Genomic DNA, 24,156 nt, shown 5'->3' with positions numbered 1-24,156 from the left:
GTTTCGAGGTGGAACTCCCCTCGAGCGTCGTACCAGCGAGCCGCCGGGCGCGTCGGCGCCAGCACGGCACCCGCCTGCGGGCCAGCACGCACGTACCTGCCCGCGCCAGGGCGGTGCGGATCTGAGATGTGGTTGCTGATGGCAACTGATTCCGCCTGAGAACGGGCCGCCGGCCACAATGCACAACGGGCGGCACGAACCGTGGCGCCTGCAGGAAACCAGACCCGCGTGATCTACTGCAAACAATCACCACGCCGGTCCAGATCGTGGCCGGGAAGGGCGATGACCTGGTGCCCTGGTCGAACAACCAGTTCCTGGCCGACCACCTACCGCGCAGCGAGGTTCATCCCCTCCATGCGGGCCACTTCGCCCGGAGAAGCATCCGAGGAGTACGTCCAGCTGGTTGTGAACCGGATCAGCGGCTACCGGATCAGCGCGGCGTGACCGAGGGGCTACGGTCCGCCGCGGGCTGGTCACGTATGCGTGGCGAGGCGGTAACGGTTGAGTCGCGGTCATTGCCGCCGTACTGCGCTCTGCGTACGAAGCAGGTATATGCCGAGCCACCGGCCGGCCCTTCCTCCCGCCGATGCGCCCTGCTTTTGCGAGTAGGAGGAGAGATGTCTCGTCAGAAACTAACCATCGCCGCGATCTGCGCGTTCACGCTGGCGGCGGCCGCCTGCGGTGGCGGCACGGAGACCCCGTCGGGGACTGAAGGCCAGGCCGTCACCGGCGGCACGCTGAACATGCTCGGTGCGGGCGACGTCGACTACATGGACCCGAACATCAGCTACTACTCGATCGGCTATCTGGGTCTGCGGATGTGGAGCCGGCAGCTGTTCACCTACCCGGCCGAGGACGGTAAGACGACGGCCCCGGTGGCGGATCTGGCAACCGAGATCCCGAGTACGTCGAACGGCGGTGTCAGCGCCGACGGGAAGACGTACACGATCAAGATCAGGTCGGGTGCGCAGTGGAACACCAACCCGGCCCGCCAGGTCACCGCGGCCGATGTGGTCCGGGGCGTGAAGCGCACCTGTAACCCGGTCCAGCCGTTCGGCGGCATCCCCGACTTCGCTTCGCTGCTCGAGGGGTACCAGGCGTTCTGCGACGGCTTCGCCAAGGCCGGCAAGACGGCCGCGGCGATCGGCGGGTATATCGAGGGGACGGATCTGCCGGCGGTGAAGGCGCAGGACGACACGACCGTGGTGTTCACGCTGACGCAGCCTGCGACCTACTTCGTCGACATGCTGACGCTGCCCGCGTTCTCGCCGGCGCCGAAGGAGTTCAACTCCTACATTCCGGCCAGCGCCGAGCTCGCCCAGCACACGCTGTCGGACGGCCCGTACCAGATCGAGTCCTACGCGCCGACGAAGTCGATCGTGTTCACCCGGAACCCGGCGTGGCAGGCGTCGAGCGATCCGGTCCGCAAGGCGTACGTCGACAAGATCATGATCAACGAGACGGTCAGCCAGGATTCCACCCAGCAACAACTGCAGACCGGCACGCCGACGGCAGACATGGAGTTCGACAACTTCCCGCCGCCGTCGCAGCTGCCGAACCTGATCAACACGAAGGACCCCAACCTCAATCTCGGTCCGACCGCGTCGACCAACCCGTACGTCGTGTTCAACACCGCCTCGCCGAACAACAACAAGGCGATGGCGAAGCCGGAGTTCCGGCAGGCACTGATGTACGGCATCAACCGGGCCAACATCATCCAGGTGCTCGGCGGGACGAAGGTCAACCGGCCGCTGACGCACGTACTGCCGCAGGACATCCTCGGTTCCAAGGACTCCGACCTCTACCCGTACGACGCGACGAAGGCGAAGGACATGCTCGCCGCCGCCGGGTTCCCGAACGGGCTGACGCTGAAGTTCCTGTACCGCAACGCGTCCGAGGGCAGCAGTAAGACATTCCAGACGGTCCAGCAGGACCTGTCGAAGATCGGCATCAAGGTCGTCGGCGTACCATCGCCGAACGCTGACTTCTACACGAAGTACCTGCAGGTGCCGACCGTCGCCCAGCGCGGAGTCTGGGACCTCTCCCTGGCCGGCTGGGGTGCCGACTGGTACGGCAACGCCGCGTTGTCGTTCTTCGCTCCGCTGTTCGCCGGCTCGAGGGCCTTCCCGCCGATCGGCAGCAACTTCGGCCTGTACGACAGTGCGGCGACGAACGCTCTGATCCTGCAGGCGGCCACAGCGAAGACCACCGATGAGTCGACGGCTCTGTGGGCCCAGGCCGACGAGCAGGTGATGAAGGACGCACCGTTCTTCCCGATCACCAACCCGATCCAAGCCAACTACCGCGCCACCCAGGTGCATAACGCGATCTACATCCCGGCGATCCAGAACTTCGACCCGACGAACGTTTGGCTGAGCCAGGACAAGCAAGGCGGCTGATGAGCGATGCCGCTCCTCTTGAGCGTCCGGGATCTGTACGTCTCCTTCGACACCTCGGACGGTGTGGTGCAAGCCGTCCGGGGACTGTCGTTCGACGTACGCAAGGGCGAGACGCTGGCGATCGTGGGGGAGTCCGGGTCGGGGAAGAGTGTGGCCACTCAGACCATCACCGGACTCACCCGCGGCGCCCGGATCTCCGGCGAGGCGACGTTCGATGGGATCGACCTGCTCGCGGCCGACCCGGCGACGCTCCGGCGGATCCGTGGCGCCCGGATCGGGATGATCTTCCAGGACCCGTTGTCCAGCCTGCACCCGTACTACCGGGTGGGCTGGCAGATCGTGGAGATGATCCAGGCGCACGACCGGGAGATCTCCAAGCGGGACGCCCGTGGGCGGGCCGCGGAACTGCTGTCGCTGGTCGGGATCCCGCGGGCGGCGGAGCGGATCGACGACTATCCGCACCAGTTCTCCGGCGGCATGCGGCAGCGGGTGATGATCGCGATGGCGATGGCCCTCGACCCCGAACTGCTGATCGCCGACGAGCCGACCACCGCGCTCGACGTGACGGTTCAAGCCCAGGTCCTGGAGGTGATGCGCAGCCTGCAGGACCGCTTCGGTACGGCGATCATCTTGATCACGCACGACCTCGGGGTGGTCGCGCAGATGGCCGACCACGTGGTGGTGATGTACGCCGGAGCCGCGATGGAGCGGGCCCGGCGACGCGAGATCTTCTACCGTCACCACCACCCTTACACCGAAGGGCTGCTGCTGTCGCTCCCGGCGCAGGCGGCCGCGGGGGGGCGGCTGACGCCGATCACCGGTACGCCGCCGAGCCTGATCGCCCTCCCGCCCGGGTGCCCGTTCGCCCCGCGGTGCCGTTATGCGTTTGACCGTTGCCGGGCCGAGACTCCGCCGCTGGAGGATGTGTTCCGCGATCCGTTCCATCAGTCGGCCTGCTGGCTGAGCGCCGACGAGGCGACCCGTGGCCGGCAACGCGAAGCGCTCGAGGCCACCGGTGCGTCATGAGTGCCTCCGACGTACTGCTGCGGCTGGACGGTGTGCACAAGCACTTCCCGGTCGAGACCGGCGCACTGCTCAACCGCGGGCACGAATTCGTATACGCCGTCGACGGCGTGGATCTGCAGGTGCGGCGTGGTGAGACGCTTGGGCTGGTCGGCGAGACCGGCTGCGGCAAGTCGACGCTGGCCCGGTGTGCCGCACGCCTGTACGACGTGACGTCCGGATCGGTGTGGTTCGACGGGCAGGACATCACCGGGTTGTCGCGCCGGGCGATGCGGCCGGTACGCCGGTACGTCCAGATGATCTTTCAGGATCCGTACGGCTCGCTGAACCCACGCCGCCGGGTCGGTTCGATCATCGGCGACCCGTTCGTGATCCACGGCGCCGCGTCGAGGGCGGAGCGGAAGAAGAAGGTCCAGGAGCTGATGGAGGTGGTCGGGCTGAATCCCGAGCACTACAACCGGTTCCCGGCCGAGTTCTCCGGTGGTCAACGGCAACGAATCGGAGTGGCCAGGGCGCTCGCGCTGCGGCCGAAGCTGGTGATCTGCGACGAGCCCGTGTCCGCCCTGGACGTGTCCATTCAGGCCCAGATCATCAACCTGCTGGCGGATCTGCAGCACGAGTTCGACCTGACCTACGTATTCATCTCGCATGATCTGTCCGTCGTACGGCATGTGAGCGACCGGATCGCGGTGATGTACCTCGGCAAGATCGTCGAGACCGCGCCGGCGCCCGAACTCTTCACGACCCCGCGGCATCCTTACACTCGCGCGCTACTGTCCGCGCTGCCGGTCCCCGATCCCGACGTGTCCGACAGTCAGCAGCGGATAATCCTCGCCGGTGACATGCCGTCACCGGTGGCGCCGCCGGCCGGTTGCCGGTTCCACACCCGCTGCTGGAAGGCTCGGAACGACTGCGTCCAACGCGAGCCACCGCTGGCCGCCGTGCTGGGGGATGCGCCCGACCATGCGACCGCGTGCCTGTTCCCGCTCGAGGTGGGAGAGAACCTGCTGCTCACCTCGCCACCGATCGAGGACACGGTGATCGCTGCCGACCCTGAGAGTGGAGGTTTCGCATGACCTTGCCGTACGAGACCGAGATCCCGACCGGTACGCCGGACACGGTCGCCGCGGTGCCCGGCCGGATGATCGAGGGCCGGAGTCCGTGGGTGCTCGCCTGGATGCGGCTGCGCCGGGACCGGGTGGCGATGATCTCGCTGGTGGTGATCGCGATCATCGTCCTGGTGGCGATCTTCGCGCCGGTGGTCGCGTCGGTCACTGGCCATCCGCCGAACGAGCAGTACCGCGAGACCGGGCTCACCCCTGATGGGCTGCCGAAGGGCCCGACCGGCGAGTTCGTTCTCGGCACGGACGATCTCGGCCGGGACATCCTGGTCCGGATCGCGTACGGCGCCCGCATCTCGCTGCTCGTCGGTGTGGCCGCGACCGCCCTGACGGTGATGATCGGTGTCGTCGTCGGACTCGCCGCCGGGTTCCTCGGTGGGTTCGTCGACACTGTCCTGGCCCGGCTGATCGACGTCGTACTGTCGGTCCCGTTCCTGCTGGCCGCGATCGCGCTGGTCTCCGTCACGGGTCCGAGCCTGAGCGTCACAGTGCTGGTGATCGGCTTCTTCAGTTGGGCGTCGGTGGCCCGGATCGTGCGCGGCCAGGTGTTGTCCCTGCGCGAGCGGGAGTTTGTCGAGGCAGCCCGATCATTGGGTGCCAGTGACCGCCGGATCATGTTCATCGACATTCTGCCCAATGTGCTCGCGCCGGTGATCGTCTACACCACGCTGCTGATCCCGGTCGTCATCGTCGTGCAGGCGACGCTGTCCTTCCTCGGTCTCGGATTGGCACCGCCGACCCCTGACTGGGGCGGCATGATCAGCGAGGCGCAGGCCTACTACACGACTGCCTGGTGGTTCATCGTCTTTCCAGGTGCCGCGTTGCTGATCACCACGCTCGCCTTCAACCTGTTCGGCGACGGCGTCCGGGACGCCTTCGATCCGCGCACTGAGCGGCTGCTGAAGAAGTGACGAGATGCTCCGCTTCCTGATCCGCCGGACCGCCCACGGAATCCTCGTGCTCTGGCTGATCACGGTGTGCGTGTTCGCACTGTTCTTCATTGCCCCGAACAATGTCGGCCGCACCCTGGCCGGCCGGCAGGCGACGCCGGAGACCATCGCCTCGATCGAGCAGCGACTCGGACTCGACCAGCCGCTGTGGAAGCAGTATGCGCAGTTCCTCGGCAAGGCGGTCCGGGGCGACCTCGGCTACGACTACTACCACCAGGTGGCGGTCACCCACATCATCGCGCAGGCCCTTCCGATCACAATCTCGCTGACAGTCGGTGCGGCCGTACTGTGGATGGCGCTCGGTGTCTTCAACGGCGTACTGTCGGCCACCCACCCGCGCTCACTCGCCGATCGCGGGCTGACGGTCTTCGCGCTGTTCTTCTACTCGATGCCCTCGTTCCTGCTCGGGCTGCTGTTGCTGTACTTCTTCTACTTCAAGCTCACGCTGGCCGGATTCCGCTGGTTCCCGGCGGGCGGCTACTCGCCCCTGGCGGACGGAGCCGGGCCGTGGGCCCAGCACCTGGTGCTGCCTTGGCTGGCGCTAGCTCTGTTGCTCGCGGCAACTTACACCCGGCTGACCCGCGGTTCGATGCTGGACGTACTCGGGGAGGACTACATCCGGACGGCCCGCTCCAAGGGCATCGCCGAACGGCGGGTGATCATCCGGCACGGACTGCGCAGCGCCCTCACCCCGGTCGTCACGCAGTTCGGCATCGACCTCGGGCAGCTCATCGGCGGTGTCGTGGTCATCGAAACCGTGTTCAGCCTGCCCGGACTCGGCAAGACCTCCATCGACGCGATCAACCAGCAGGATCTGCCGGTCATCATCGGCATCGTCCTGTTCGCCTCCGTCGCGGTCGTCGTCGCCAACATTCTGGTCGACGTCGCCTACGCCCTCCTCGACCCACGCGTCCGCCTGCACTAGATCCTCGCTGAGTTCTCGGGTCGCTTCTGATCAGCTCTCGTCGTGGTGTGTGCGGCCCTGGACACAGTATCGAGCGTATGCCTCGCCGCCCATCAGAAGGACGCTGGCGGGCGAGGTCGCCGTACATGCGACCAGGGTGTCGATCGCCTCATCCTGCGGGTTCGGCACAGGCTTGCTCCAGGCCCGTCGTGCTCGAACCGGCCGAGGCATCACGCCGTACCGCGACCGCCCGCTCGCGTCCAGTGATCGCCGGGGTCATCGTCGTCCTTCGGTGGATCGGTGGTCGCGGGTTTGCCGCGAACCATCGGGCCGCAACCGACCGTGCTGCCGCGGCAAGCTGGCGGTGGATGGCGTCGCGCGGACCACCCTGCGGATTCGCTGTCTTGACGGGTAGATGTCGAAGGCGTGCACTGAATGAGAGGGATGACCGCCGCTTGGCAGATGCAGCCTCCCTGATCTCGTCGGTGGCACATCTGGCGGCCGGCCACTTCCTTGGAGGTGGAGCCGGGATCCAGCATGTCTCGGCTCCATCGCCTTGGCGAGGACGGGGGAGGTGCGGCGTCGATGTCCCGACTATCGCGGGATGCCCAGTAGTCGCGGCTCCACGGCGCTGTGACGCTGCGGGCAACGCATGCGTACACCATGGTGGCGTGTGCCTAGGGCTTCACAATCCGACCATCGCGTGGTTGGTTGCAATGGAAGGACGTATCGCTCGGGGGACCAGGGTTGATACGGCCAAGCCGGCCCAGGGAGGGGCCATGCCTTCGAATGCTCGAATCGGGATTGTTCTACTGTCTATTGTCTTCGCCGGATCGGTCGGGCTGAACTCGTCGGCCGTGACCGCGCTGGCACCAACGCTGGTCACCGACGACAACGACGGCACGACCAGTTACCTGAGGTACGACGGGACGAGTGACGCCACCACCGCCGCGTGTAGCAGCGGTCGGCGATCACAAAACGAACCGACTGTCGCGGTCGACCCGAGCGACCCCGACATCGTCGCGGCCGGGTCCAACGACTACTGCGCGCAGATCGTCAACGGCGAGGTGTGGGCGGGTTACTACCGCTCGAACGACGGCGGCGCCACCTGGGCGCACAGCCTCGTTCCCGGCTACCCGATGGACACGTCGGCCGCCGGAGCCGCGTCGCCCACGCATGGAACGTGTGCGGCCGCCGGTGACCCGACGCAGTCGTTCGACACCGGGGGCCGGCTGTTCTATGGGTTCATCTGCTTCAACCGTGCTCAGCCGACGAATGGCTCGGTCTACGTGGCGACGTACACAAACAATGGAGCGACCTACGTGCGCACGGTGCGCGTCGACCGCGGTACTCCTTCGACGTGGGGCCTGTTCCAGGACAAGATCAACGTGACGACGGACCAGACGGGCGGATCGCACAGCGACAACGTCTACGTGGCATGGGCGACCTATCCCGGGCAGTCCGCCAACAACCGGATGATGTTCGCGCGCTCGACCGACCACGGCGCGACCTACTCCAAGCCGATCGCCGTGGACAAGGGGCTGAGCGAGAAGCAGTTCGCCGACCTGGCGGTGGGGCCGGACGGTGCTGTCTACCTCACCTACCGGACCATTTCGCATCAGCCGTCCACATCGGACGCGATCTACGTCGCGAAGTCGACCGATGGCGGGGCGAGCTTCGGGCTGCCGGTACGGGTCGCGGGCTTCACACCGTTCGATGACAGGGATTACGGCTCCAGTGCCGGATGCGGGGATGGGCCGTTCGCGTGCGCCACCGGGTTCACCTACTCCCGCTTCTCATCGCTGTCCGCGGTTGCCGCCGACGAAGTCGGCGTACATCTCGTGTGGAGTGGGCGCACCGGCGCCGGGCAGGGAAAGATCTTCGTCAGCAACTCGGCCGACGGTGTCCTGTGGAGCGCACCGGCCACGGTGGATGCCGCACCCACGGGCCACCAGTGGTTCCCGGACGTGGCCTCGGCCGACGGCGTGATCAGTGTTGTGTTCTACGACTCGCGGGGGGACCCGTCGTACGCACCGGACGTGCCACCGGGAAACACCGCCGGCGGTGTGAACTCCGGCAACGTGGTCGATACACGTGTCGCGCGGTCGGGCGACGGCGGGGACAGCTGGACCGAGCAGGTCGTATCCAACGTCGGCAGCAACTTCGGCTGGGAGACGCACAGTTCGCGCCGACTCGGGTTCTGGGGCGACTACAACTACATCTCAGCCGTGCCCGGTGGCGTGTACACGGTGTGGACGAGCTCGCAGGACCTGGTGCCGGGCGCCGACCCCCGGGAGACCGGTGCGGCCGACGACGAGGACTTGTTCGACGTCTACCAGCCGTGCACCTACGTGCCCAACGACATCAACGCACCCTCGTACACCTCGCCGACCATCGACGATCCGTGCCTGTCGCAAGGAGGCCTCGACCAGAACATCTACGGCGCACGTCCCTGACCGCGAGCAGCACTGCGCCGATCTGGGCGACAGGCGCCGTACGCCGTCAGACGGTGACAGTGATACGGAACCTCGTCGCTGAGACGGCGCAGGTTGGCCAGGCCGATGCGGGTGGCCTCTTCTTGGGTCATGCCGAGGTTGTCGATGTTGAAATGCATGGCCACCGCGCGGCCGGTGTAGGTCGCCGGCACGGTGAGCACGCCCGGCACGAACTCGGGCATGCGTTCGGCCCAGGCGGATCCACCGGAGTTGCCGGTGAATCCGCCTGACATGTCTGCTTCAGCTACAGCCAGGGAACGCGAGGGATCCGATCCTGGTCTGCCAGCCGTTGTTGGAGGAGTTGCGGTAGTACTGGTTGACGTACCAGAAGGTGCAGTCGTCGACCGGGTCGACGTTCATCGACGTGTAGTCGCCCCAGCGGTTGCTGACCAGTTGCGATCCGGTGCCGGCGATCATGCTCGCCTCGGCCTGCATCGTGCCGAGTGGCGCGGTGGCGAGCCGGCCGGTGAATCGGACACCCGGGAACACCTGCTGGCTGGAGACGCTGTAGCCCAGCGCCATGTTGCCCCTCTCGTCCATCGCGACGCTGCCCATCCAGCGGTTTACCTTGTCCGCGGGAGAGTAGGTGCCCTGCTGGTAGACGCTCCAGCCGGAGCCGGTGTTGCGCAGTTCGTACCAGCGGGTGCCGGCGAGCTTGGGCTGTGCTTCGACGGACTGGTTGGTCACCATCGCTTGATGGGTACCGAAGTTGCGATAGGCCAGCCGCCAGATCGGCCGCTGCCGATACGACAGTACGTCGATCAGGTTCTTGGTCCCCGGCTGCGGGATGCACGCGCGGGAGTTGTTGCCACGGCAGGGGAAGATCGAGTCGAACGGTGCCACCGGCAACGATCCGGTGAAGGTGAAGGTCGACGCGGTCGGCGTGGCCCAGTCGACGTGGAACTCGAACACGTTCAGTGCATCGGCTGGTGCGCCGTACTGCGCTCCGTCGTCCATGGAACCGACGTAGAAGTTCGGCGTACCGGCGGGCGGCGGCTGGTTGCCATCTAGGTCTGTCGGGAGCAGGCCGTCGCCCTGCAGCCATGGGGTGCTGCCCGGTGGCAGGAGGAAGCTCACCACGGCGGCGTTCGGGTTCCCGGCGTACAACTGGTCCTTGTTGACGACGTAGGCGCCGTTGCCGGCGAAGTTGTCGTCCGGATCGAACTCTCTGGTGCTGATGTAGAGCCCGTCCGGCCACACGCCGTACTTGGGATAGTCCGGGAAGTTCAAGCCGGTCGGCACGGCGTACCGGAAGTAGGCGCCCAGCGGATCGGACGTCTGCGAGACCGCGATGCAGTTCCAGTAGTTCGGACCGAGGGCTGTGAACTGGGTGAGAATCCAGCGGTCGGCGAACTGGTCGTGCAGGACGATCGGGTCGCCGGCGCTGTCGGAGCAGTCCGGTATGGCGAAGCCCTGCCACAACGTACCGAGGTCGGCCGGTCCGAACAGCTTCGTGCCGAACTTGTTGTAGATCGCGAAGCTGAGGTTGACCATCTCGACGTAGTGGTTCGGACCGACGTCTCCGACCGGGTCAGGCGGTGAGACCTGCTGGATGTTGGGTACGCCCTCGAACGACTGGATCAGCGTCGGCGCGTCGCCCGCTGCCGGTGCGGTCTGTAAAGCGGCGTCACCGGTGTACCCGGTGTCTCGCGGTACGGCGCCCCGCTCGGCGGGGCTGGTTCCGGTCCTTCGCGGTGCGACGACTCGAAGATCGCGCAGCGGCTTGCTGCGGTCGAAGGCGGCGACTTTCGACACCTTCGGCTTCTGCTGCTCCTGCCGCTCGGGAGCGCCGGAGGCGCTGGTGGCGGCGAGGGTCGATGCGGCGAGTGCAGCTACGACGATCGCGACGATGACGCCTCGGCGGCGCGAGGCTGTGGACAGGGTGCGCATGGGTTCCTCCCGGTGCACGTGCGAGCGTGACCGGTCCCCGCGCGACTCCCTCGAGTAAGTCGCACCCGGGGGCGGCCACGGGTGCGTCGACGACGTACCACTCACCTCGGTAGCACCAGCGCCACGCTGGGTCAACAGGCTGCGCCTCGGCCGGGTAGTCAGCTGGGGAAACGCGGCTGGTAGCCGCGGGTTACCTCGCGGACCTTTCGGTAACCGATGATGCCGAGCAAGATCGCGGTCGCCACGGCGGCGAGGACACCGGCGATGGTGCGAAGCGTGACCCCAGCGTCGGCGGCCTCGCAGATCACCGCGGCCAGCACGCCGGTGACCACGGCGTTGATGATGCCCACGATGACGGGCGATCCCGAGAGCCAGTGGGTCAGGCCGACCCGGCTGCGAAAGCTGTAGGTCTTCAACAGCCCTTGCGCGTCGTCATGATGGCTTGCGACAAAGTACGGCTCCAGCTCAGGTGCGAGCTCAAGGTAGGCGTGCCGTAGCCGGTTCATGCCGATCACGAGCCAGGCGTCCTCGATATCCGCCTCGATCAGGCGGAAGTACGTTCCCACGCCGACGAGTAGGGCAACGGGGAGAACCAGTAGCGCGAACGTCTGGAAGCTCTGCCCGAAGCCGGCCGCGTTCGCCACCAGTGAGAGTGCGATGACGGTGGCCGAGAGGACGGTCAGATAAGTGCCGGTCCGGCTGAAGATCTCGTTCCACGTCATACTGCGCGTAGCGAGCAAGCTCCAGTGCTCGGTCGCGAGGAACTGCGCATGCGGGCTACCCGTGGTGTCGACGCCATCGAGCGGTGGCGGCGTTCTGGCCGATGGCTGTTGCCTCATCCGATCTCCCATGCTGGTACTGCCCTTCCGCGACAGCCACAGCCGCGCCCTGAACCTTTGATGTCGGCGCTCTTGATGACTGGCCCCTTGCTTCGAGTGTGAACGGCGATGCGCTCTACTGCCACCCCTCACAGACAACCGCACGCGTGAACGTTCCGACAACAACGATGATGTCAACGCTTTGAGGCGGTCTGGTCCTCAGTGCGGCGACGGATGCAGTTGCCAATAGCAACTAGGAGTCGTCACTGGACCCAAGACAAGAAGCAGCACCGTGCCGCCGCGCCTGCGGGTGCCGGAGACTACGTCGGTGGGTGCGCGGTCGGGGCTGGCGGCCGCATCCTCGCCAGGCCATCCTTGACAGCGGTGAGGAGGATGAGGATCGCGTCGAGGTCGGTGATGCCGGTCGGTACGCCGACCACGTGGGACGGCACGCCCAGCTGGATCCACGGGGATCTCATGGCAGGCAACTTGTTGGTGGCCGAGGCAAGCTTTCCGCCGTCATCGACTTCGGCTGGACAACGCCCGCCACTTGGTGACGCCGGTCTGATCCGGCGAGGACGAACGGGAGTTCGGTGCACAGAGTAGACAGCATCGGTCGGCCTGATGGCGTGCAACTGAAGCCCGACAGTGGTGGTCGCGACGATGAGGGTCAGCGACGTCGCTTGGAGCAGCCCCGCGGCGGCGACATCGCGGATGCTGGCTAGCGCGGGCCGGTAAAGGACGGATGCGCCGAGGATCGCCTCGAACCCTAGCCGTGTAGCCAGGGCGCCAAGGCCGACCACGAGACCCGGTCTGCTCGCCGCGCTGCACACGGTCGCCGTCATGGGAACGGCCGACACGATGATCGAATGGCGCTACTTCGATCTCGAGGCGCAGATCTACGGCGACGAACTGGCCCTGAAACACGGTCGGGTCGACGTACCGCAGGGTCCCGGGCTGGGCATAGATCCCGACCCGGACGTGATCAGCACCTACCTGAATGCCTAGCATCCCGAATCGCATCGGAGCCCCGTGCGTCTGCCACGAACGCCGCCCTGGCCTGTGTGACGTCTGTGCCAAGCGGCTACGGAGTATTCGGGGATAGCGCCTGGCGGATGACGACGAGGGCGAAGAGTAGCAGCGTGAGCGTATGGACGACGGTGCACCACAGGCAGATGGCGTCGATGCGGAAGAGTTCGGCCCAGATCAGGTAGCAGACGAAGGCGACTCCGACGACAACGGCCGCGAGGCGAAGGCGGCCGGGCCACGGGGACGGCGTACGCCAGAGCGGCGGTAGCGACAGTACGGTCATGGCGGCGAAGAATCCCAGCCCGAGCAGTGCGACGGGGATCCCGAGAATGCGTGAGTATTCGCTGCTGGTGACCTTGATGCAGTTGACCACTCCGGTGTCGGGGCAGGCGAGGGTGCTGCCCGCCGTGAAGTGCTCGTAGGTCAGGTACGTCGAGACCGCGAGGCCTGCGATGGACAGCAGCAAGGTGGTCCAGGGGATCCAGCCCAGCGGCGAGTGCTCTGTGGTGATGTGCTCGGATCGGTGGCCTGAGTGTGCGGTCCCGCTCACGATCAGCTCTTCCCGAGCTTGCCGGCGGCCGCTGTGACCGCGTCGCTCGTGCAGACGGCGGTCGGCTGGTTGCCCGTGACCTTGCAGAGGGCGGCCGTGTAGAGGCTGGCGGAGCCGTCGATGGCCTTCGCGATGGGGCTGGAGGAGTCCTTGAGCGCATCCGCGATCTCGGCCTGGGTCTTCCCGGCCAGCAGTTCCGGACTGTACGAGGCACCCGAGGAGACGAACTTCCCGCCGAGGTCGATGAACGGGATCGAACCTCCGCTCTGCACGTACGGCGGCTGGTTGTAGGTGTCGAAGGTCGTCTGGTCGGCAGCCGTCGGGGTGTCCAGCGGCGCGTAGTTTCCGTTGACCTTCTCGTTGGTCGTGGTCTCGACGCCGGTGAAGGCCAGGTACTGGCTGGTGTACGTCGCTCCGTGGAACGACAGGGTCGGGGTGTCGGGGAACACGTCGTCGCCGGCGGAGTGCGTCGTGCCGAGGTTGTTGAAGGTCCCGAACCGCGACAGCGCCACCGTGACAGGCCACCGTTCGGCAGCGCAGTACGGGCAGAACTCGGCGCCGATATAGAGGACCTTCGGCCTACCGCCGGAAGTCAAAGGGGCCGCGGTGATCGCCGACGGGCTGGCCTGAGCCGCATCGGTGCCGACTGCGGCGAACGTCGTCGCCGGGATGGATGTCAGCGCTGTCATGATCTGGGCGTCGGCCGTACCGGAGGGGCCGGTGCTGGACTGCTTACCGCCGCCGGCCAGGCGCACCGCGACCAGTCCGCCCACCACGATGACGACGACGGCGACGGCGCCGAGCGCGAGAAGGAGACGCTTACGCCGCTCGGCGCGTGCCTGAGCGGCGAGCTGAGCCGCGACCTTCTCCCGGGCCTGAGCCTTCTGCTCGACACGCCTGCTCATGGTTCTCCCTGTCTTCCCGGGGCTCGATCGGGGCAGCACACCGCCACTCTCGTGGATCGCCCCACGGTGCGACGAATCGAGCCGAGGCGGAGTTGTGCACCACCCTGCACAAGTGCCGAACCGGCCACGAAATTCCGTGACAGCATTACCGACGCGCGCTCAGAGATCCTGATCACCGACGGGTGATGAACGCGCACGGCAGTTCGACGACTTGAGGAGTGACGCGTAGGTCTCGGCCGACGGCGGTCAGGTCAGACCATTCGTAGCGAGGGAGTTCTTGGTGGCGGTCGCGGATGATGCGCTGGGCCGCCGGACCTCTGTGCCCACCGACGAAAACCGCGAGCCAGGCGTAGCCGGGGCAACTAAGCTCGAAGATGGCCACGACGAGGAGGTCCCGTGTTCCAGCCACTACTGGCGTCCGCGACTAGAGCCGTTGAAAAACTCCGTGACATCGGTGAACCCCTACCCGACGACCTGACCAGCCAGCTGGCAAAGCTGGCGGACGACGCCCAGACCGACGCCGTCAGGTCCGCCAAAGTCGAAGAACTCCTGCGCCCCTACGTCCTCGCCGACGTCCAGATCGACGAGCAGGGCCTGACTGCGACTACGCCGGGTGCTGCGCCACCACGACTTGTTCAGCACGGGTGGCGAAGCTTCCTGGTCCGCGTTGCGAACCCGCATCGGCTGCTGGGTGATCTGTCCGCGCCGTCGAATCATGTGCTCGGGCTGGTCGACCACCACAGCCACGCATCGCGGATCACACTGCACGACACGTTGACCGTTGTACCGCGGATCGAGGGCAGTTGGCTGCAGGTGAAGCTCGCCGGTCCGACCGACGTGTCCGGCCTGGACGTCGAGTACAAGGTCATCAGCCTGTACAGCCGCGATGGCGGCAGCCGCGGCGGCGAGCTGACGTTCGTCCTGGCGGTGGAGGAGGCGACGGAGAGCCTGACCCGGCCGCCGTTCGCGAAGGCCGGCCAGCGGATGGGATTCGAGAGCCGTCAGTACGCCGCGATGTTCGACTTCGCCTGCCTGCCCGCCCGCGACATCCGGTTCGACGTCAGGGAGCCCGACGGCAGCAGTACCGTGGCGGCGCTGACCGTCCGGGATTCCCAGCGGCGGGCGTACCCGTCGAAGGCGATGCGGCTGGCGCCGGACATGTTCTTCCACGAACACGTCTACCGGGCGACCGGCGAGGTGATCACGCTCCCGGCCGGTCAGTACGAGATCTCCGCCCGCCGCGGACCGGAGTATCGCGAGGTCCGCGTCGAGGTCGACCTGTCGGCCGACATCGAGGCGGTCACGATCGAGCTCGATCGCTGGGCCGATCCGGCCGCCCGTGGCTACTACTCCGGTGACCCGCACATCCACGCAGGCGGCTGCTCGCACTACAGCGTGCCGTCGGAGGGCGTCACTCCGGAGACGATGATCCGGCACGTTCGCGGCGAAGGGCTCTGGATGGGCAGCGTGCTCACCTGGGGACCGTGCTACTACCACCAGAAGCAGTTCTTCAGCGGCTTGTCCATCAGCCCGCGCGCCGAGCTGGAGTACCCCGCCATGCAGCAGGCCCAAGGCATGACGTGGGATCCGCAGGACACCGACCGCGACAGCCAGAGCCTGCTCCGGTACGACCTCGAGGTGTCGGGTTTCCCGTCCAGCCATTCCGGTCACGTCATCCTGCTCGGGCTCACCGACCAGGACTACCCCGGCACCCAGCTGATCGAGGACTGGCCGTCGTGGAACCTGCCGGTCATGCGCTGGGGCCACGCGCAGAGCGCGCTGGTCGGGTATGCGCACTGCGGTCTCGGCCTCTCGGTCGGAACCGACGAGTTGCCGAACTACGTCATCCCGGGGTTCCAGTCGATCGGTTCCAACGAGATCATCGTCGATGTGCCGCTCGGCGCCGCCGACTTCCAGTGCGGTGCCGAGTTCGCTCCCGCCGCCGAGCTCAACATCTGGTACCACCTGCTGAACGTCGGCTACCGCACCCTGATGCTCGGCGAGACCGACTATCCCTGCATCTACGACGACGGCCCGGGAGTCGGGCGCACCTACGTCCGACTGCCTGAGGCGCCGCACGGTGAGCAGGCGTTGGAGGCGTGGCTCGGTGGGCTGAAGGAGAGCCCGTCGTACTTCGGCGACGGCCGCAGCCATGTATACGACTTCGCCGTCGAAGGCGACACCGGCCGGGAGCACGCACTCGACGCTCCGGGACCGGTCCGGGTGACCGCGACGGTCGCGGCCTGGTTACCCGAACAGCCCCCCGCGCCACCAGCGACGGGCCAGCCGGTGTACTCCGCACCTGTCGGCTGGCATCTCGAGCGGTCGCGGATCGGCCAATCCCGCAACGTGCTCGTCGAGGTCCTGGTGAACGGCGTTCCGGCCGGGGCGCAGGAATTACTTGCGGACGGCAACGAGCAGGCAATCGAGTTCGACGTGGACCTGGAGCGTTCGTCCTGGATCGCGCTGCGGATCCTGCGCAGTGTCCACACCCAGCCGATCTTCGTCGAGATCGCTGGGCTCCCGATCCGGGCGTCGCGTCGCAGCGCGCAATGGTTGCACGACTCGGTTGACGCGCTGTGGAAGGCGAAGTCCGGGTTCATTCGCGAAACCGAACGATCGGCGGCGCGGGAAGCGTACGACGCCGCGCAAGCGACCTATCTGGTCCGGAGCGACGAATGTGAGGTGGACTGATGGTTCACGGCGAACCGGCGGGCTGTTGCGCGCCGGTCGACACCACGGCACCGATCTCGGTCACGATCAATCCGGAGGCACGGGTGAATGTCGCCCGGACCGGGAGCCGGGTGGAGAGCTTGACCATCGGTGACTGGCACACGATCGAGTTCCCGATCGTCAACACCGGTTACGTGACAGGTCTGCTGGTGATCGAGGGCGACCCGGTGCCGGACGTCGAGCTGGACCTTCCGGTGCACGAGCTGACCGGCGAACCGCGCCAGGAGGGTGGCTTCCGGGTCCGCTTCGACGTACCGACGATCGTGGACGTCACACTGACGTTCCGTGCCCTCGGCGCACTCGGAGGGCTGGCCATCCACAGTTCCCTGCACCTGATCCTCCGGTCGCACGTCGCTCCCCTCCCGATTGCGTGAGGGGCCCTGCCGGCTGGGTGCTCTCGAGACCCAGTCCGCCGGGACGCGGGCGATCACCGCATGCTCGAAACACGGCGTGAGGCGGGTTGCCGGGTGCGTGAGCTCGCTAGGCTGCCAGTCGTGACCGGTGATTTCGAGGGGTGGCCGAGGGCCGCCTTCGATGTGCTGCTCGAGCTTGACGGTGATCCTCCCGCCGATGTCAGGCGGCGATGCAGGCGACACCGGGAGGAGCTGGTTCGCCGTCCGATGATCGAGCTGCTCAATGCGGTGGCTGACGCGGATCCCGCGTACGAGGACTTCTCCGTCTGGGGCTACGGCGACGTTCTGGTGGAGGCATGGCAGCGGCAGCACGCGATCGTTCGGCTGGCCGGGAACGTCGAACTGGGCATCCGGTTCGATCTCGACGGCCTGGAGGTTGGCGTGGCGTGGTGGTACGCGCCGGCGGTGCAGATCGAGCGGTACCGGGCCGCGGTGGCGGAGTCCGGTTCCGGACGGCGGCTGACCGGCATCGTCCGGAAGCTCGAGCGAGAGGGGTTCGTGATCTCGGGCGACCGGCTGAAGCGGCCGCTGCGAGGGTATCCGGCCGACCACCCGCGGGCGCAACTGCTGAGGCACCGGTCAGTCATCGCGACCCGGCCGCTCGGCTGTGACGACTGGATTCACACACCCGCCGCGGCCGATCGAGTGGTCTCCGCATTTTCCCAGTTGCGCCCGCTGGCACGGTGGCTGGTTGAGAACGTGTCACGGCCCCGACCCTGACGCCGCTGCCAACCCCGCCGGAACTCGACCCGACGTCTGGTCGGAGCGCGATCAGGTCGATGGTTCGAGTTCAGGGGGCGAGCAGTAGTTGGGCCTTGAGCGAGACGCGGGCCCACGTCATCCGAGGCTTGGCGGGCCTTGTTCGATACGGCGGAGGATCGGGTCGAGGCGATAGAAGTCCGTGCCGCTGATCAGCTGCCGTTCGTCCCACCAGGTGGCGCCTGCCTCGGCCAGCGGCTCGATCATTGCGCGAGACTGCGTGCGATCAGCCGGGCTGATGCCGCCGACGATGACGTCGTACGGCGTCATCGGGTCGACGCGATGGTCGCCGAGGTAGGTCATCAGGTCTCGCAGATCCTCGACGGGAGGAGCCTCGCCGTGATTCGCGTTCAGGAACAGCGGTACGGCGCCGTCCCAGCGGACGGCGCGGCGCATCGGAGCCTTGCGTGGCCAGTAGCCGGCGATCCAGACCGGCGGCCGGGGACGCTGAACCGTTGCTGGGAGCAACGTTACGTCGTTGACCCGGTAGTGATCGCCCTGGTGGTTCACTGTATCGCCGGACCAGTAGCCGGCGAGCAGGTCGAGTCCTTCGTCCAGCCGGCCGGCCAGCACTTTTGGATCAGTCGAGTCGCCGAAGCTGCCGAACTCGTCGTCGATCGGTCCGCCCAGACCCGCGCCGAAGATCACCCGCCCGTCACTTAACCCGTCCAGCGTCGCGACCTGCCGCGCCAACTGTTCCGGCCGGCGCCGTGCGACCGGCGTCACCAGCGGACCGAGCTTGATCCGGGAGGTCGCCAGCGCGGCCGCGGTCAGCAGCATCCACGGGTCCCCGAAGGGCTGGCCCTGCCGCCGTACCTTGCTGTGGACGACGTGGTCCCAGAGGAAGAGGCCGTCCCAGCCGGCCTCCTCGGCCGCCGTCGCCACCCGCGCGACCGTGCGGGCGTCGGCGAAGTCACCGAAGTTCGGAATGTTGATCGAGAAGCGCACCCTCGCATCCTCGCCTATCGAGACGCAGTTCGACGAACGGAATAGTGCCGCCGGGCAGCAGATAGGCCTCCACCTCGAGGAACCCATCCGCCTTGGCGAACCGCAGGCGTCCTCGTTGCTCCCCAGGATTGGCGTCTCGATCCCCGCGACGCCGAGCTCGCGGTTTCGCGCCAGGCAGCGTTGGCAGATCGTCTCCCCGGATCGGTGAACGTTTGTCGGAGCGGCGTGTGACGATGCAGTCATGGTGAACTCCGAGTATGTGTTGCGGGCGGCGACAGCTGATGACCATGATCGGTTCGTCAGTCTGTTCGCTACGGCGATGATGTTTGAGAGCACGCCGACCGACCTGGACCGGGAGCTGTTCGAGCCAGAGCGGGCACTGTTAGCCGTAGACGGCGACAAGCTGGTCGGTACCGCCAAGGCGATGAGCCGCGACCTGTCGGTACCGGGCGCCGTGGTGCCGGCGGCGCACGTGACCGCGGTCGGCGTCCGCGCGACCCACCGGCGACGGGGCATCCTCTCCAGCCTGATGAGCCGGCAACTGCGCGAGGTACCCGGAAGCATTGGCGGTGCTCTGGGCGAGCGAGCCCGGCATCTACGGCCGGTTCGGCTACGCTCCGGCGGTCTGGGGCGTCTCGTACGAGGTCGACCTGCGCAAGGTCGGGCCGCATCCCGTGCACCGCGGCGCCGGCCGCATCGAGGAGCTGCCGGCCGAGGACGCACCCGCTCAGCTGGCACCCATGCTTCGGGAGCTGCAGACGAAGCGTCCTGGAGTGTCGGGTCGATCCGAGCAGGTCTGGTGCAAGCGACTACAGGACGAGCCCGAGAATCGCGGCGGCAAGACCGCCAGGCAGATCCTGGTCCACCGCGACGAGGCCGGCGCCTTGGACGGGTACGCGTTGTGGCGCGGAAAGCTGAGTTGGGGACCCGGCGGTCCGTCCAACGAAGTGACCTTGGAGGAACTGGTCGCTCTCGGCCCGACGGCCTACCACGCGCTCTGGCATCACCTACTGACCCTCGACCTGGCCGCCAAACTCGAGTACGGCCACGCCGCGCTCGACGAGCCGCTGCAGCAGTTGGTGAGCAACCCGATCGCGCTCAATCGGCGGCTGACCGAGTCACTGTGGGTTCGGCTCACCGACGTCAGTCGCGCCCTCGCACAGCGCCGCTATGCCAGCAGTGTCGACGTGGTTGTCGAGGTGAGCGATGACCTCATCGAGGACAACAACGGCCGGTTCCACCTGACCGGCGACACTGAGCACGCCACCTGTGAACGCACCGAGTCCACCCCCGACCTCTCGCTGTCGGTGGGCGAGCTCTCCGCCACGTACCTTGGCGGTCGGCCACTTGCCGAGTTCGCTGCGACCGGCCGAGTCACCGAACACACCCCCGGTGCCCTCCCTGTCACCACAGCCGCCCTCCGTTGGCCCGCCGCCCCCGCGAGTATCGAGATCTTTTAGCCTCTACGGTCAGTCGCGATCGACGGCATAGCTGCGTGGATTACGTCGGCAGTTGCGCCGCCGCCCTGTCCCGGAATCTCCATGCCATCGAAGGAACTCATGCTTGAGGATGTTCTCGTGATCAAACTGTTGTCCTCGGCATCATGTTTGGGGCAAAGAGAAGAGGTGACACGAGTTGTCGTGTCACCTCTGATCGAAACAAGTGTTTCAGTGTCCGAGGAGGATCCGCAGCTGGTCCGCCCCCACGCCACCACCCCCACCGACACGGTAAACGAAGAAGACCCATTTCGACATCGCCTCCGCGGGCGGTGAGCATCCTGCTACTACCGGTCGCGGGCGTGACCGGTGCGAGGAACCTCAACTAATTGCCTTAGGCAACCGAATACCCGAATGCCGTTGACGGATGAGTGAACTCACACAGCGACATGCCTCATGGCTGCTTAACACACGCTTCAGCCGATCCGCTGTCGTGACCGCTCGACGTCATGCCGTCGCGGGGGGTACCACACCAGCTATCTTCGGGTCGGCCGCGGTCATCCGGTGACGATGTTGACGAGCCGCCCGGGCACTACGATGACCCGCTGGACCTGGACGCCAGCCAGCACACGGACCACCAGAGCGTCGGCCAGCACCAGCGCCTCGGTGCTCGCCTTGTCGGCATCGGCGGGCACCACGCTCGTCGCCCGCACTTTGCCGTTCACCTGCACCGCGATCTCGACCGTCTCGGTCGCGAGCAGCGTCGGGTCGGCGACCGGGAAGGTCTCCCACGCCAGCGACTCTGCATGCCCCAGCCGCGACCAGAGCTCCTCGGCGACGTGCGGCGCGAGGGGGGCCAGCATCAGCAGCAGTGGCTCGACGACCTCCCGTGGTGCTCCTCCGGACGCACCCCATCGCGCGGTCAGGTGGTTGTTCAGCTCGGTGATGCGGGCGATCGCGGTGTTGAAGCGCAGCGTCTCCAAGCCCTCGCGCACGGCCGCGATGGTCCGGTGCAGCTGCCGCCGGGTCTCCTCGTCGGCCACCTCCGAAGAGACCCGCGGCGAACCGGTCTCCTCGTCGACGACGTTGCGCCAGACCCGCTGCAGTAGCCGGTAGACACCGATGACCGCCTTGTTGTCCCACGGCCGGGACTGCTCCAGCGGCCCGGTGAACATCTCGTACAGCCGCAGCGTGTCCGCGCCGTACTCGGCGTACATCTCGTCCGGGGCGACGGAGTTCTTCAGGCTCTTGCCCATCTTGCCGTACTCGCGGGTGACCGGCCGGCCCTCGTAGGCGAAGCCGCCGTCGACCTCGGTGACCTGCGCCGCCGGCACGTAGAAGCCGCGCTCGTCGGCGTACGCGGCGGCCAGGATGTAGCCCTGGTTGAACAGCCGGGCGAACGGCTCGGGCGTCGACACGTCTCCCAGGTCGTACAGCACCTTCTGCCAGAAGCGCGCGTACAGGAGGTGCAGTACGGCGTGCTCGACGCCGCCGACGTACAGGTCGACGCCGCCGGTCGGATTGTCGGCGGTCGGCCCCATCCAGTACCGCTCAACCTCCGGGGCGACGAAGCGGTCGTGGTTGGTCGGGTCCAGGTAGCGGATCTCGTACCAGCAGGAACCGGCCCACTGCGGCATCGTGTTGGTCTCGCGGTGGTACTTCTTCAGCCCGTCGCCCAGGTCCAGCTCGACCTCGACCCAGTCCGGCAGCCGGGACAGGGGCGGCTCCGGCTCTGAGTCGGCCGCGTCCGGGCCGTCGTACGTACGCGGCGAGAAGTCCGTCATCTCAGGCAGTTCGACCGGCAGCATCGATTCGGGCAGCGGTACCGGCAGCCCGTGCTCGTCGTAGACGATCGGGAACGGCTCGCCCCAGTACCGCTGTCGGCTGAACAGCCAGTCCCGCAGCTTGTACATGATCGCCGCCTCGCCCCGGCCCAGCACCTCCAGCCAGACCGTGATCCGGGCTATCGCCTCCTCCTTGCCTAGTCCGTTCAGCGAGACGACGGCGTTCGCAGAGGCGACCAGGACGCCGTCGCCGCTGTACGCCTCCGGCCACTCGGCCGGTGCGGTGTGCGGGCCGATCCTGTGCCGCTCGTTCCACTCGGCTGGCGGCTCGATCACCTTGACGACGGGCAGGTGGAACTTCTGCGCGAACTCCAGGTCCCGCTGGTCGTGCGCGGGCACCGCCATGATGGCGCCGCTGCCGTACCCCGTCAGCACGTAGTCGGCGACGAAGATGGGCACCTGCTCTCCGTTGACCGGGTTGAGCGCGGTTGACCCGGTGAAGACGCCGGTTTTGTCCGGGCCTTCGGTCTGCCGCTCCAGGTCTGAGCGCTGCGAGGCTGCCTTACGGTACTCGGTGACGGCCTTGCCCGGCGTCGGAGCGCCACCGGTCCACTCCGGACGTACGTCGTCCGGCCACCGGTCGGCTGTGACCTGGTCCACTAGCGGGTGCTCCGGGGCCAGAACCAAATAGGTGGCGCCGAACAGTGTGTCCGGCCGGGTGGTGAAGACCTCGATGTCGCCGCCGGGCGAGCCGAAGCGGACCCGCGCGCCGCTGGACCGGCCGATCCAGTTGCGTTGCATCTGGGCCACCGACTCAGGCCAGTCGACGGAGTCCAGGTCGTCGATCAGCCGGTCCGCGAACGCGGTGATCCGCAGCATCCACTGAGTCAGCGGCCGCCGGTAGACCTGAAAGTTTCCGCGCTCGCTGCGGCCGTTGGGGGTGACCTCCTCGTTGGCCAGCACGGTGCCGAGGCCGGGGCACCAGTTGACGACCGCATCCGATCGGTACGCCAGCCGGTGTGCGTCCACCACCTGCCGGCGCTCCACTGTGGACAGCTCGGGCCACGGTCGGCCGAACGGGTTGGTGCCCTGGGCCGGCTCCCGGACCCGGGCGTCCAAGGCGGTCCAGAGCTCGGCGACCGGGCGGGTCTTTCTCGCGGCCGGGTCGTACCAGGCGTTGAAGATCCGCAGGAAGATCCATTGGGTCCAGCGGTAGAAGTCGACGTCCGTGGTGGCAACGCTGCGGCGTAGGTCGTGGCCCAGGCCCAGCCGGCGCAGCTGCCGCCGGTAGGTCCGGATGTTGGCCTCGGTGGTTTCTCGGGGGTGTTGCCCGGTCTCCACCGCGTACTGCTCGGCAGGCAGGCCGAACGCGTCGAAGCCCATCGTGTGCAGCACGTGGGCCCCGGACATCCGCAGGTAACGGGCATAGACGTCGGTACCGATGTAGCCCAGCGGGTGGCCGACGTGCAGCCCATCGCCGCTCGGGTATGGGAACATGTCGAGCACGTAGCTGCGCGGCCGGCCGGCGACCTCGTCGAAGCCGTCGGACAGCGGGCCGGTCGGGTTGGAGGCATGAAAAGTGCCCTCCCGCTCCCATCGCTCCTGCCAGGCGGTCTCGATCCGCCTGGCCAGTGCCGCGGTGTACCGGTGCGAAGGGATACCGGCCGTCGGTGTGTCGGTGGTCCCGTCGACTACTTCGCTCATCGTCGTCGCTCCTCGGGTGCGGATACGAAAAGAGCCCCCGCAGTCCACGAGGGCTCGCCGCACTGACTGGAATCTGTCAGCGCGGCCCGGTAAGGAGGAGGCGGATGCTCATCCGTCGATGGTAACGCGGACAACCGCGTACGAACCGCCTCGGCAACGGCCCAGCCGACCTTGGCAATGAGTCGGAAGCGCCTGCGGGGCGGCTCCCTGACTGTGAGCCGCCCGGGTTGTGTCGTGCTCACGGAGGACCGAAAGCTGCAGTTTCTTGAACGCCTTCTCCACCACCAGTCGGGCC

At 67.1% G+C, this 24,156-nt stretch carries 19 protein-coding genes and 1 pseudogene; 12 read left to right on the top strand and 8 right to left on the bottom strand.

What is annotated here, in order from left to right:
• Positions 1–617 precede the first annotated feature (617 nt).
• The 6 genes from EV644_RS12660 to EV644_RS12635 all read left to right on the top strand — a co-directional run bounded on the left by EV644_RS12660 (position 618) and on the right by EV644_RS12635 (position 8,853).
• Positions 618–2,399: an ABC transporter substrate-binding protein gene (locus EV644_RS12660; RefSeq protein WP_158292808.1), complete on the top strand. Its 1,782-nt coding sequence runs from the start codon at positions 618–620 to the stop codon at positions 2,397–2,399.
• A gap of 6 nt (positions 2,400–2,405) precedes the next feature.
• Positions 2,406–3,425, top strand: a complete 1,020-nt coding sequence (locus EV644_RS12655) for an ABC transporter ATP-binding protein (RefSeq protein ID WP_132188439.1) — start codon at positions 2,406–2,408, stop codon at positions 3,423–3,425.
• Positions 3,422–4,498, top strand: coding sequence for an ABC transporter ATP-binding protein (locus EV644_RS12650; RefSeq protein ID WP_132188438.1), 1,077 nt, complete (start codon positions 3,422–3,424; stop codon positions 4,496–4,498). Before EV644_RS12655 ends, EV644_RS12650 begins: the two co-directional genes overlap by 4 nt.
• On the top strand, positions 4,495–5,454 hold the full coding sequence (locus EV644_RS12645) for an ABC transporter permease (protein WP_132188437.1): 960 nt from the start codon (positions 4,495–4,497) through the stop codon (positions 5,452–5,454). Before EV644_RS12650 ends, EV644_RS12645 begins: the two co-directional genes overlap by 4 nt.
• Before the next feature lie 4 nt (positions 5,455–5,458).
• Positions 5,459–6,418 carry an ABC transporter permease gene (locus tag EV644_RS12640; RefSeq protein WP_132188436.1) on the top strand — a complete coding sequence of 320 codons (960 nt, stop codon included), beginning with the start codon at positions 5,459–5,461 and terminating at the stop codon, positions 6,416–6,418.
• 758 nt (positions 6,419–7,176) lie between these two features.
• Positions 7,177–8,853, top strand: coding sequence for a sialidase family protein (locus EV644_RS12635; RefSeq protein ID WP_132188435.1), 1,677 nt, complete (start codon positions 7,177–7,179; stop codon positions 8,851–8,853).
• Here the strand turns inward: EV644_RS12635 and EV644_RS12630 are convergent.
• The 4 genes from EV644_RS12630 to EV644_RS44510 form a co-directional block, all read right to left on the bottom strand.
• Entirely contained in the window at positions 8,835–9,074 is a 240-nt protein-coding gene (locus EV644_RS12630; RefSeq protein WP_132188434.1) for a hypothetical protein, read from the bottom strand. The genes EV644_RS12635 and EV644_RS12630 overlap by 19 nt on opposite strands.
• A 58-nt stretch (positions 9,075–9,132) precedes the next feature.
• Entirely contained in the window at positions 9,133–10,782 is a 1,650-nt protein-coding gene (locus EV644_RS12625; protein WP_132188433.1) for a hypothetical protein, read from the bottom strand.
• 158 nt (positions 10,783–10,940) lie between these two features.
• Positions 10,941–11,621 (bottom strand): hypothetical protein, encoded by a 681-nt coding sequence (locus EV644_RS12620; protein ID WP_132188432.1) that lies wholly within the window; start codon positions 11,619–11,621, stop codon positions 10,941–10,943.
• Positions 11,622–11,920: 299 nt separating this feature from the next.
• The gene (locus tag EV644_RS44510) at positions 11,921–12,079 is read right to left on the bottom strand and encodes a hypothetical protein (RefSeq protein ID WP_158292807.1); all 159 of its coding nucleotides are present in this window, start codon (positions 12,077–12,079) and stop codon (positions 11,921–11,923) included.
• A 277-nt stretch (positions 12,080–12,356) separates the two neighbouring features.
• On the opposite strand from EV644_RS44510, the gene EV644_RS12610 reads away from it, so the two are divergent.
• Complete coding sequence (locus EV644_RS12610) at positions 12,357–12,608, top strand: enolase C-terminal domain-like protein (RefSeq protein ID WP_369410497.1); 252 nt, start codon at positions 12,357–12,359, stop codon at positions 12,606–12,608.
• Between the two features lie 76 nt (positions 12,609–12,684).
• Here EV644_RS12610 and EV644_RS12605 read toward each other — a convergent pair whose 3' ends face one another.
• Complete coding sequence (locus EV644_RS12605) at positions 12,685–13,179, bottom strand: vitamin K epoxide reductase family protein (RefSeq protein WP_241998118.1); 495 nt, start codon at positions 13,177–13,179, stop codon at positions 12,685–12,687.
• Positions 13,180–13,181: 2 nt separating this feature from the next.
• The gene (locus EV644_RS12600; protein ID WP_132188430.1) at positions 13,182–14,084 is read right to left on the bottom strand and encodes a DUF929 family protein; all 903 of its coding nucleotides are present in this window, start codon (positions 14,082–14,084) and stop codon (positions 13,182–13,184) included.
• 396 nt (positions 14,085–14,480) lie between these two features.
• On the opposite strand from EV644_RS12600, the gene EV644_RS12595 reads away from it, so the two are divergent.
• The 3 genes from EV644_RS12595 to EV644_RS12585 all read left to right on the top strand — a co-directional run bounded on the left by EV644_RS12595 (position 14,481) and on the right by EV644_RS12585 (position 17,950).
• A complete protein-coding gene (locus EV644_RS12595) occupies positions 14,481–16,778 on the top strand; it encodes a CehA/McbA family metallohydrolase (protein WP_132188429.1) in 2,298 nt (765 codons plus the stop codon).
• A complete protein-coding gene (locus EV644_RS12590; protein ID WP_132188428.1) occupies positions 16,778–17,191 on the top strand; it encodes a hypothetical protein in 414 nt (137 codons plus the stop codon). The genes EV644_RS12595 and EV644_RS12590 overlap by 1 nt, the downstream gene beginning before the upstream one ends.
• Positions 17,192–17,311: 120 nt before the next feature.
• Positions 17,312–17,950, top strand: a complete 639-nt coding sequence (locus EV644_RS12585; RefSeq protein ID WP_241998116.1) for a DUF2461 family protein — start codon at positions 17,312–17,314, stop codon at positions 17,948–17,950.
• A gap of 117 nt (positions 17,951–18,067) precedes the next feature.
• Here the strand turns inward: EV644_RS12585 and EV644_RS12580 are convergent, their stop codons facing one another.
• Positions 18,068–18,937, bottom strand: a complete 870-nt coding sequence (locus EV644_RS12580; RefSeq protein WP_132188427.1) for an LLM class flavin-dependent oxidoreductase — start codon at positions 18,935–18,937, stop codon at positions 18,068–18,070.
• A 241-nt stretch (positions 18,938–19,178) separates the two neighbouring features.
• Between EV644_RS12580 and EV644_RS46235 the strand changes: the two are divergent.
• Together EV644_RS46235 and EV644_RS12575 are read left to right on the top strand one after the other, a co-directional pair.
• Positions 19,179–19,430 (top strand): annotated as a pseudogene (locus EV644_RS46235) (GNAT family N-acetyltransferase); the annotation flags it as partial.
• A 76-nt stretch (positions 19,431–19,506) separates the two neighbouring features.
• Positions 19,507–20,397, top strand: a complete 891-nt coding sequence (locus EV644_RS12575) for a sterol carrier protein domain-containing protein (protein WP_241998114.1) — start codon at positions 19,507–19,509, stop codon at positions 20,395–20,397.
• A 533-nt stretch (positions 20,398–20,930) separates the two neighbouring features.
• On the opposite strand, the gene leuS is transcribed toward EV644_RS12575, so the two are convergent.
• Positions 20,931–23,861, bottom strand: coding sequence for a leucine--tRNA ligase (leuS, locus tag EV644_RS12570; RefSeq protein ID WP_132188426.1), 2,931 nt, complete (start codon positions 23,859–23,861; stop codon positions 20,931–20,933).
• Positions 23,862–24,156: the final 295 nt, after the last annotated feature.

This window comes from Kribbella orskensis (genome assembly GCF_004342085.1).
Taxonomy (GTDB): domain Bacteria; phylum Actinomycetota; class Actinomycetes; order Propionibacteriales; family Kribbellaceae; genus Kribbella; species Kribbella orskensis.
Note: the sequence above shows the minus strand (reverse complement) of the source record. Positions and strands in the feature narration are given on the sequence as shown.

Bases quoted from the DNA above. Each gene is read 5' to 3' on its own strand.
- EV644_RS12630 (WP_132188434.1), bottom strand. From the start codon at position 9,074: ATGCCCGAGTTCGTGCCGGGCGTGCTCACCGTGCCGGCGACCTACACC.
- EV644_RS12650 (WP_132188438.1), top strand. From the start codon at position 3,422: ATGAGTGCCTCCGACGTACTGCTGCGGCTGGACGGTGTGCACAAGCAC.
- EV644_RS12625 (WP_132188433.1), bottom strand. From the start codon at position 10,782: ATGCGCACCCTGTCCACAGCCTCGCGCCGCCGAGGCGTCATCGTCGCG.
- leuS (WP_132188426.1), bottom strand. From the start codon at position 23,861: ATGAGCGAAGTAGTCGACGGGACCACCGACACACCGACGGCCGGTATC.
- EV644_RS12600 (WP_132188430.1), bottom strand. From the start codon at position 14,084: ATGAGCAGGCGTGTCGAGCAGAAGGCTCAGGCCCGGGAGAAGGTCGCG.
- EV644_RS12620 (WP_132188432.1), bottom strand. From the start codon at position 11,621: ATGAGGCAACAGCCATCGGCCAGAACGCCGCCACCGCTCGATGGCGTC.
- EV644_RS44510 (WP_158292807.1), bottom strand. From the start codon at position 12,079: ATGAGATCCCCGTGGATCCAGCTGGGCGTGCCGTCCCACGTGGTCGGC.
- EV644_RS12660 (WP_158292808.1), top strand. From the start codon at position 618: ATGTCTCGTCAGAAACTAACCATCGCCGCGATCTGCGCGTTCACGCTG.
- EV644_RS12640 (WP_132188436.1), top strand. From the start codon at position 5,459: ATGCTCCGCTTCCTGATCCGCCGGACCGCCCACGGAATCCTCGTGCTC.
- EV644_RS12645 (WP_132188437.1), top strand. From the start codon at position 4,495: ATGACCTTGCCGTACGAGACCGAGATCCCGACCGGTACGCCGGACACG.
- EV644_RS12590 (WP_132188428.1), top strand. From the start codon at position 16,778: ATGGTTCACGGCGAACCGGCGGGCTGTTGCGCGCCGGTCGACACCACG.
- EV644_RS12635 (WP_132188435.1), top strand. From the start codon at position 7,177: ATGCCTTCGAATGCTCGAATCGGGATTGTTCTACTGTCTATTGTCTTC.
- EV644_RS12655 (WP_132188439.1), top strand. From the start codon at position 2,406: ATGCCGCTCCTCTTGAGCGTCCGGGATCTGTACGTCTCCTTCGACACC.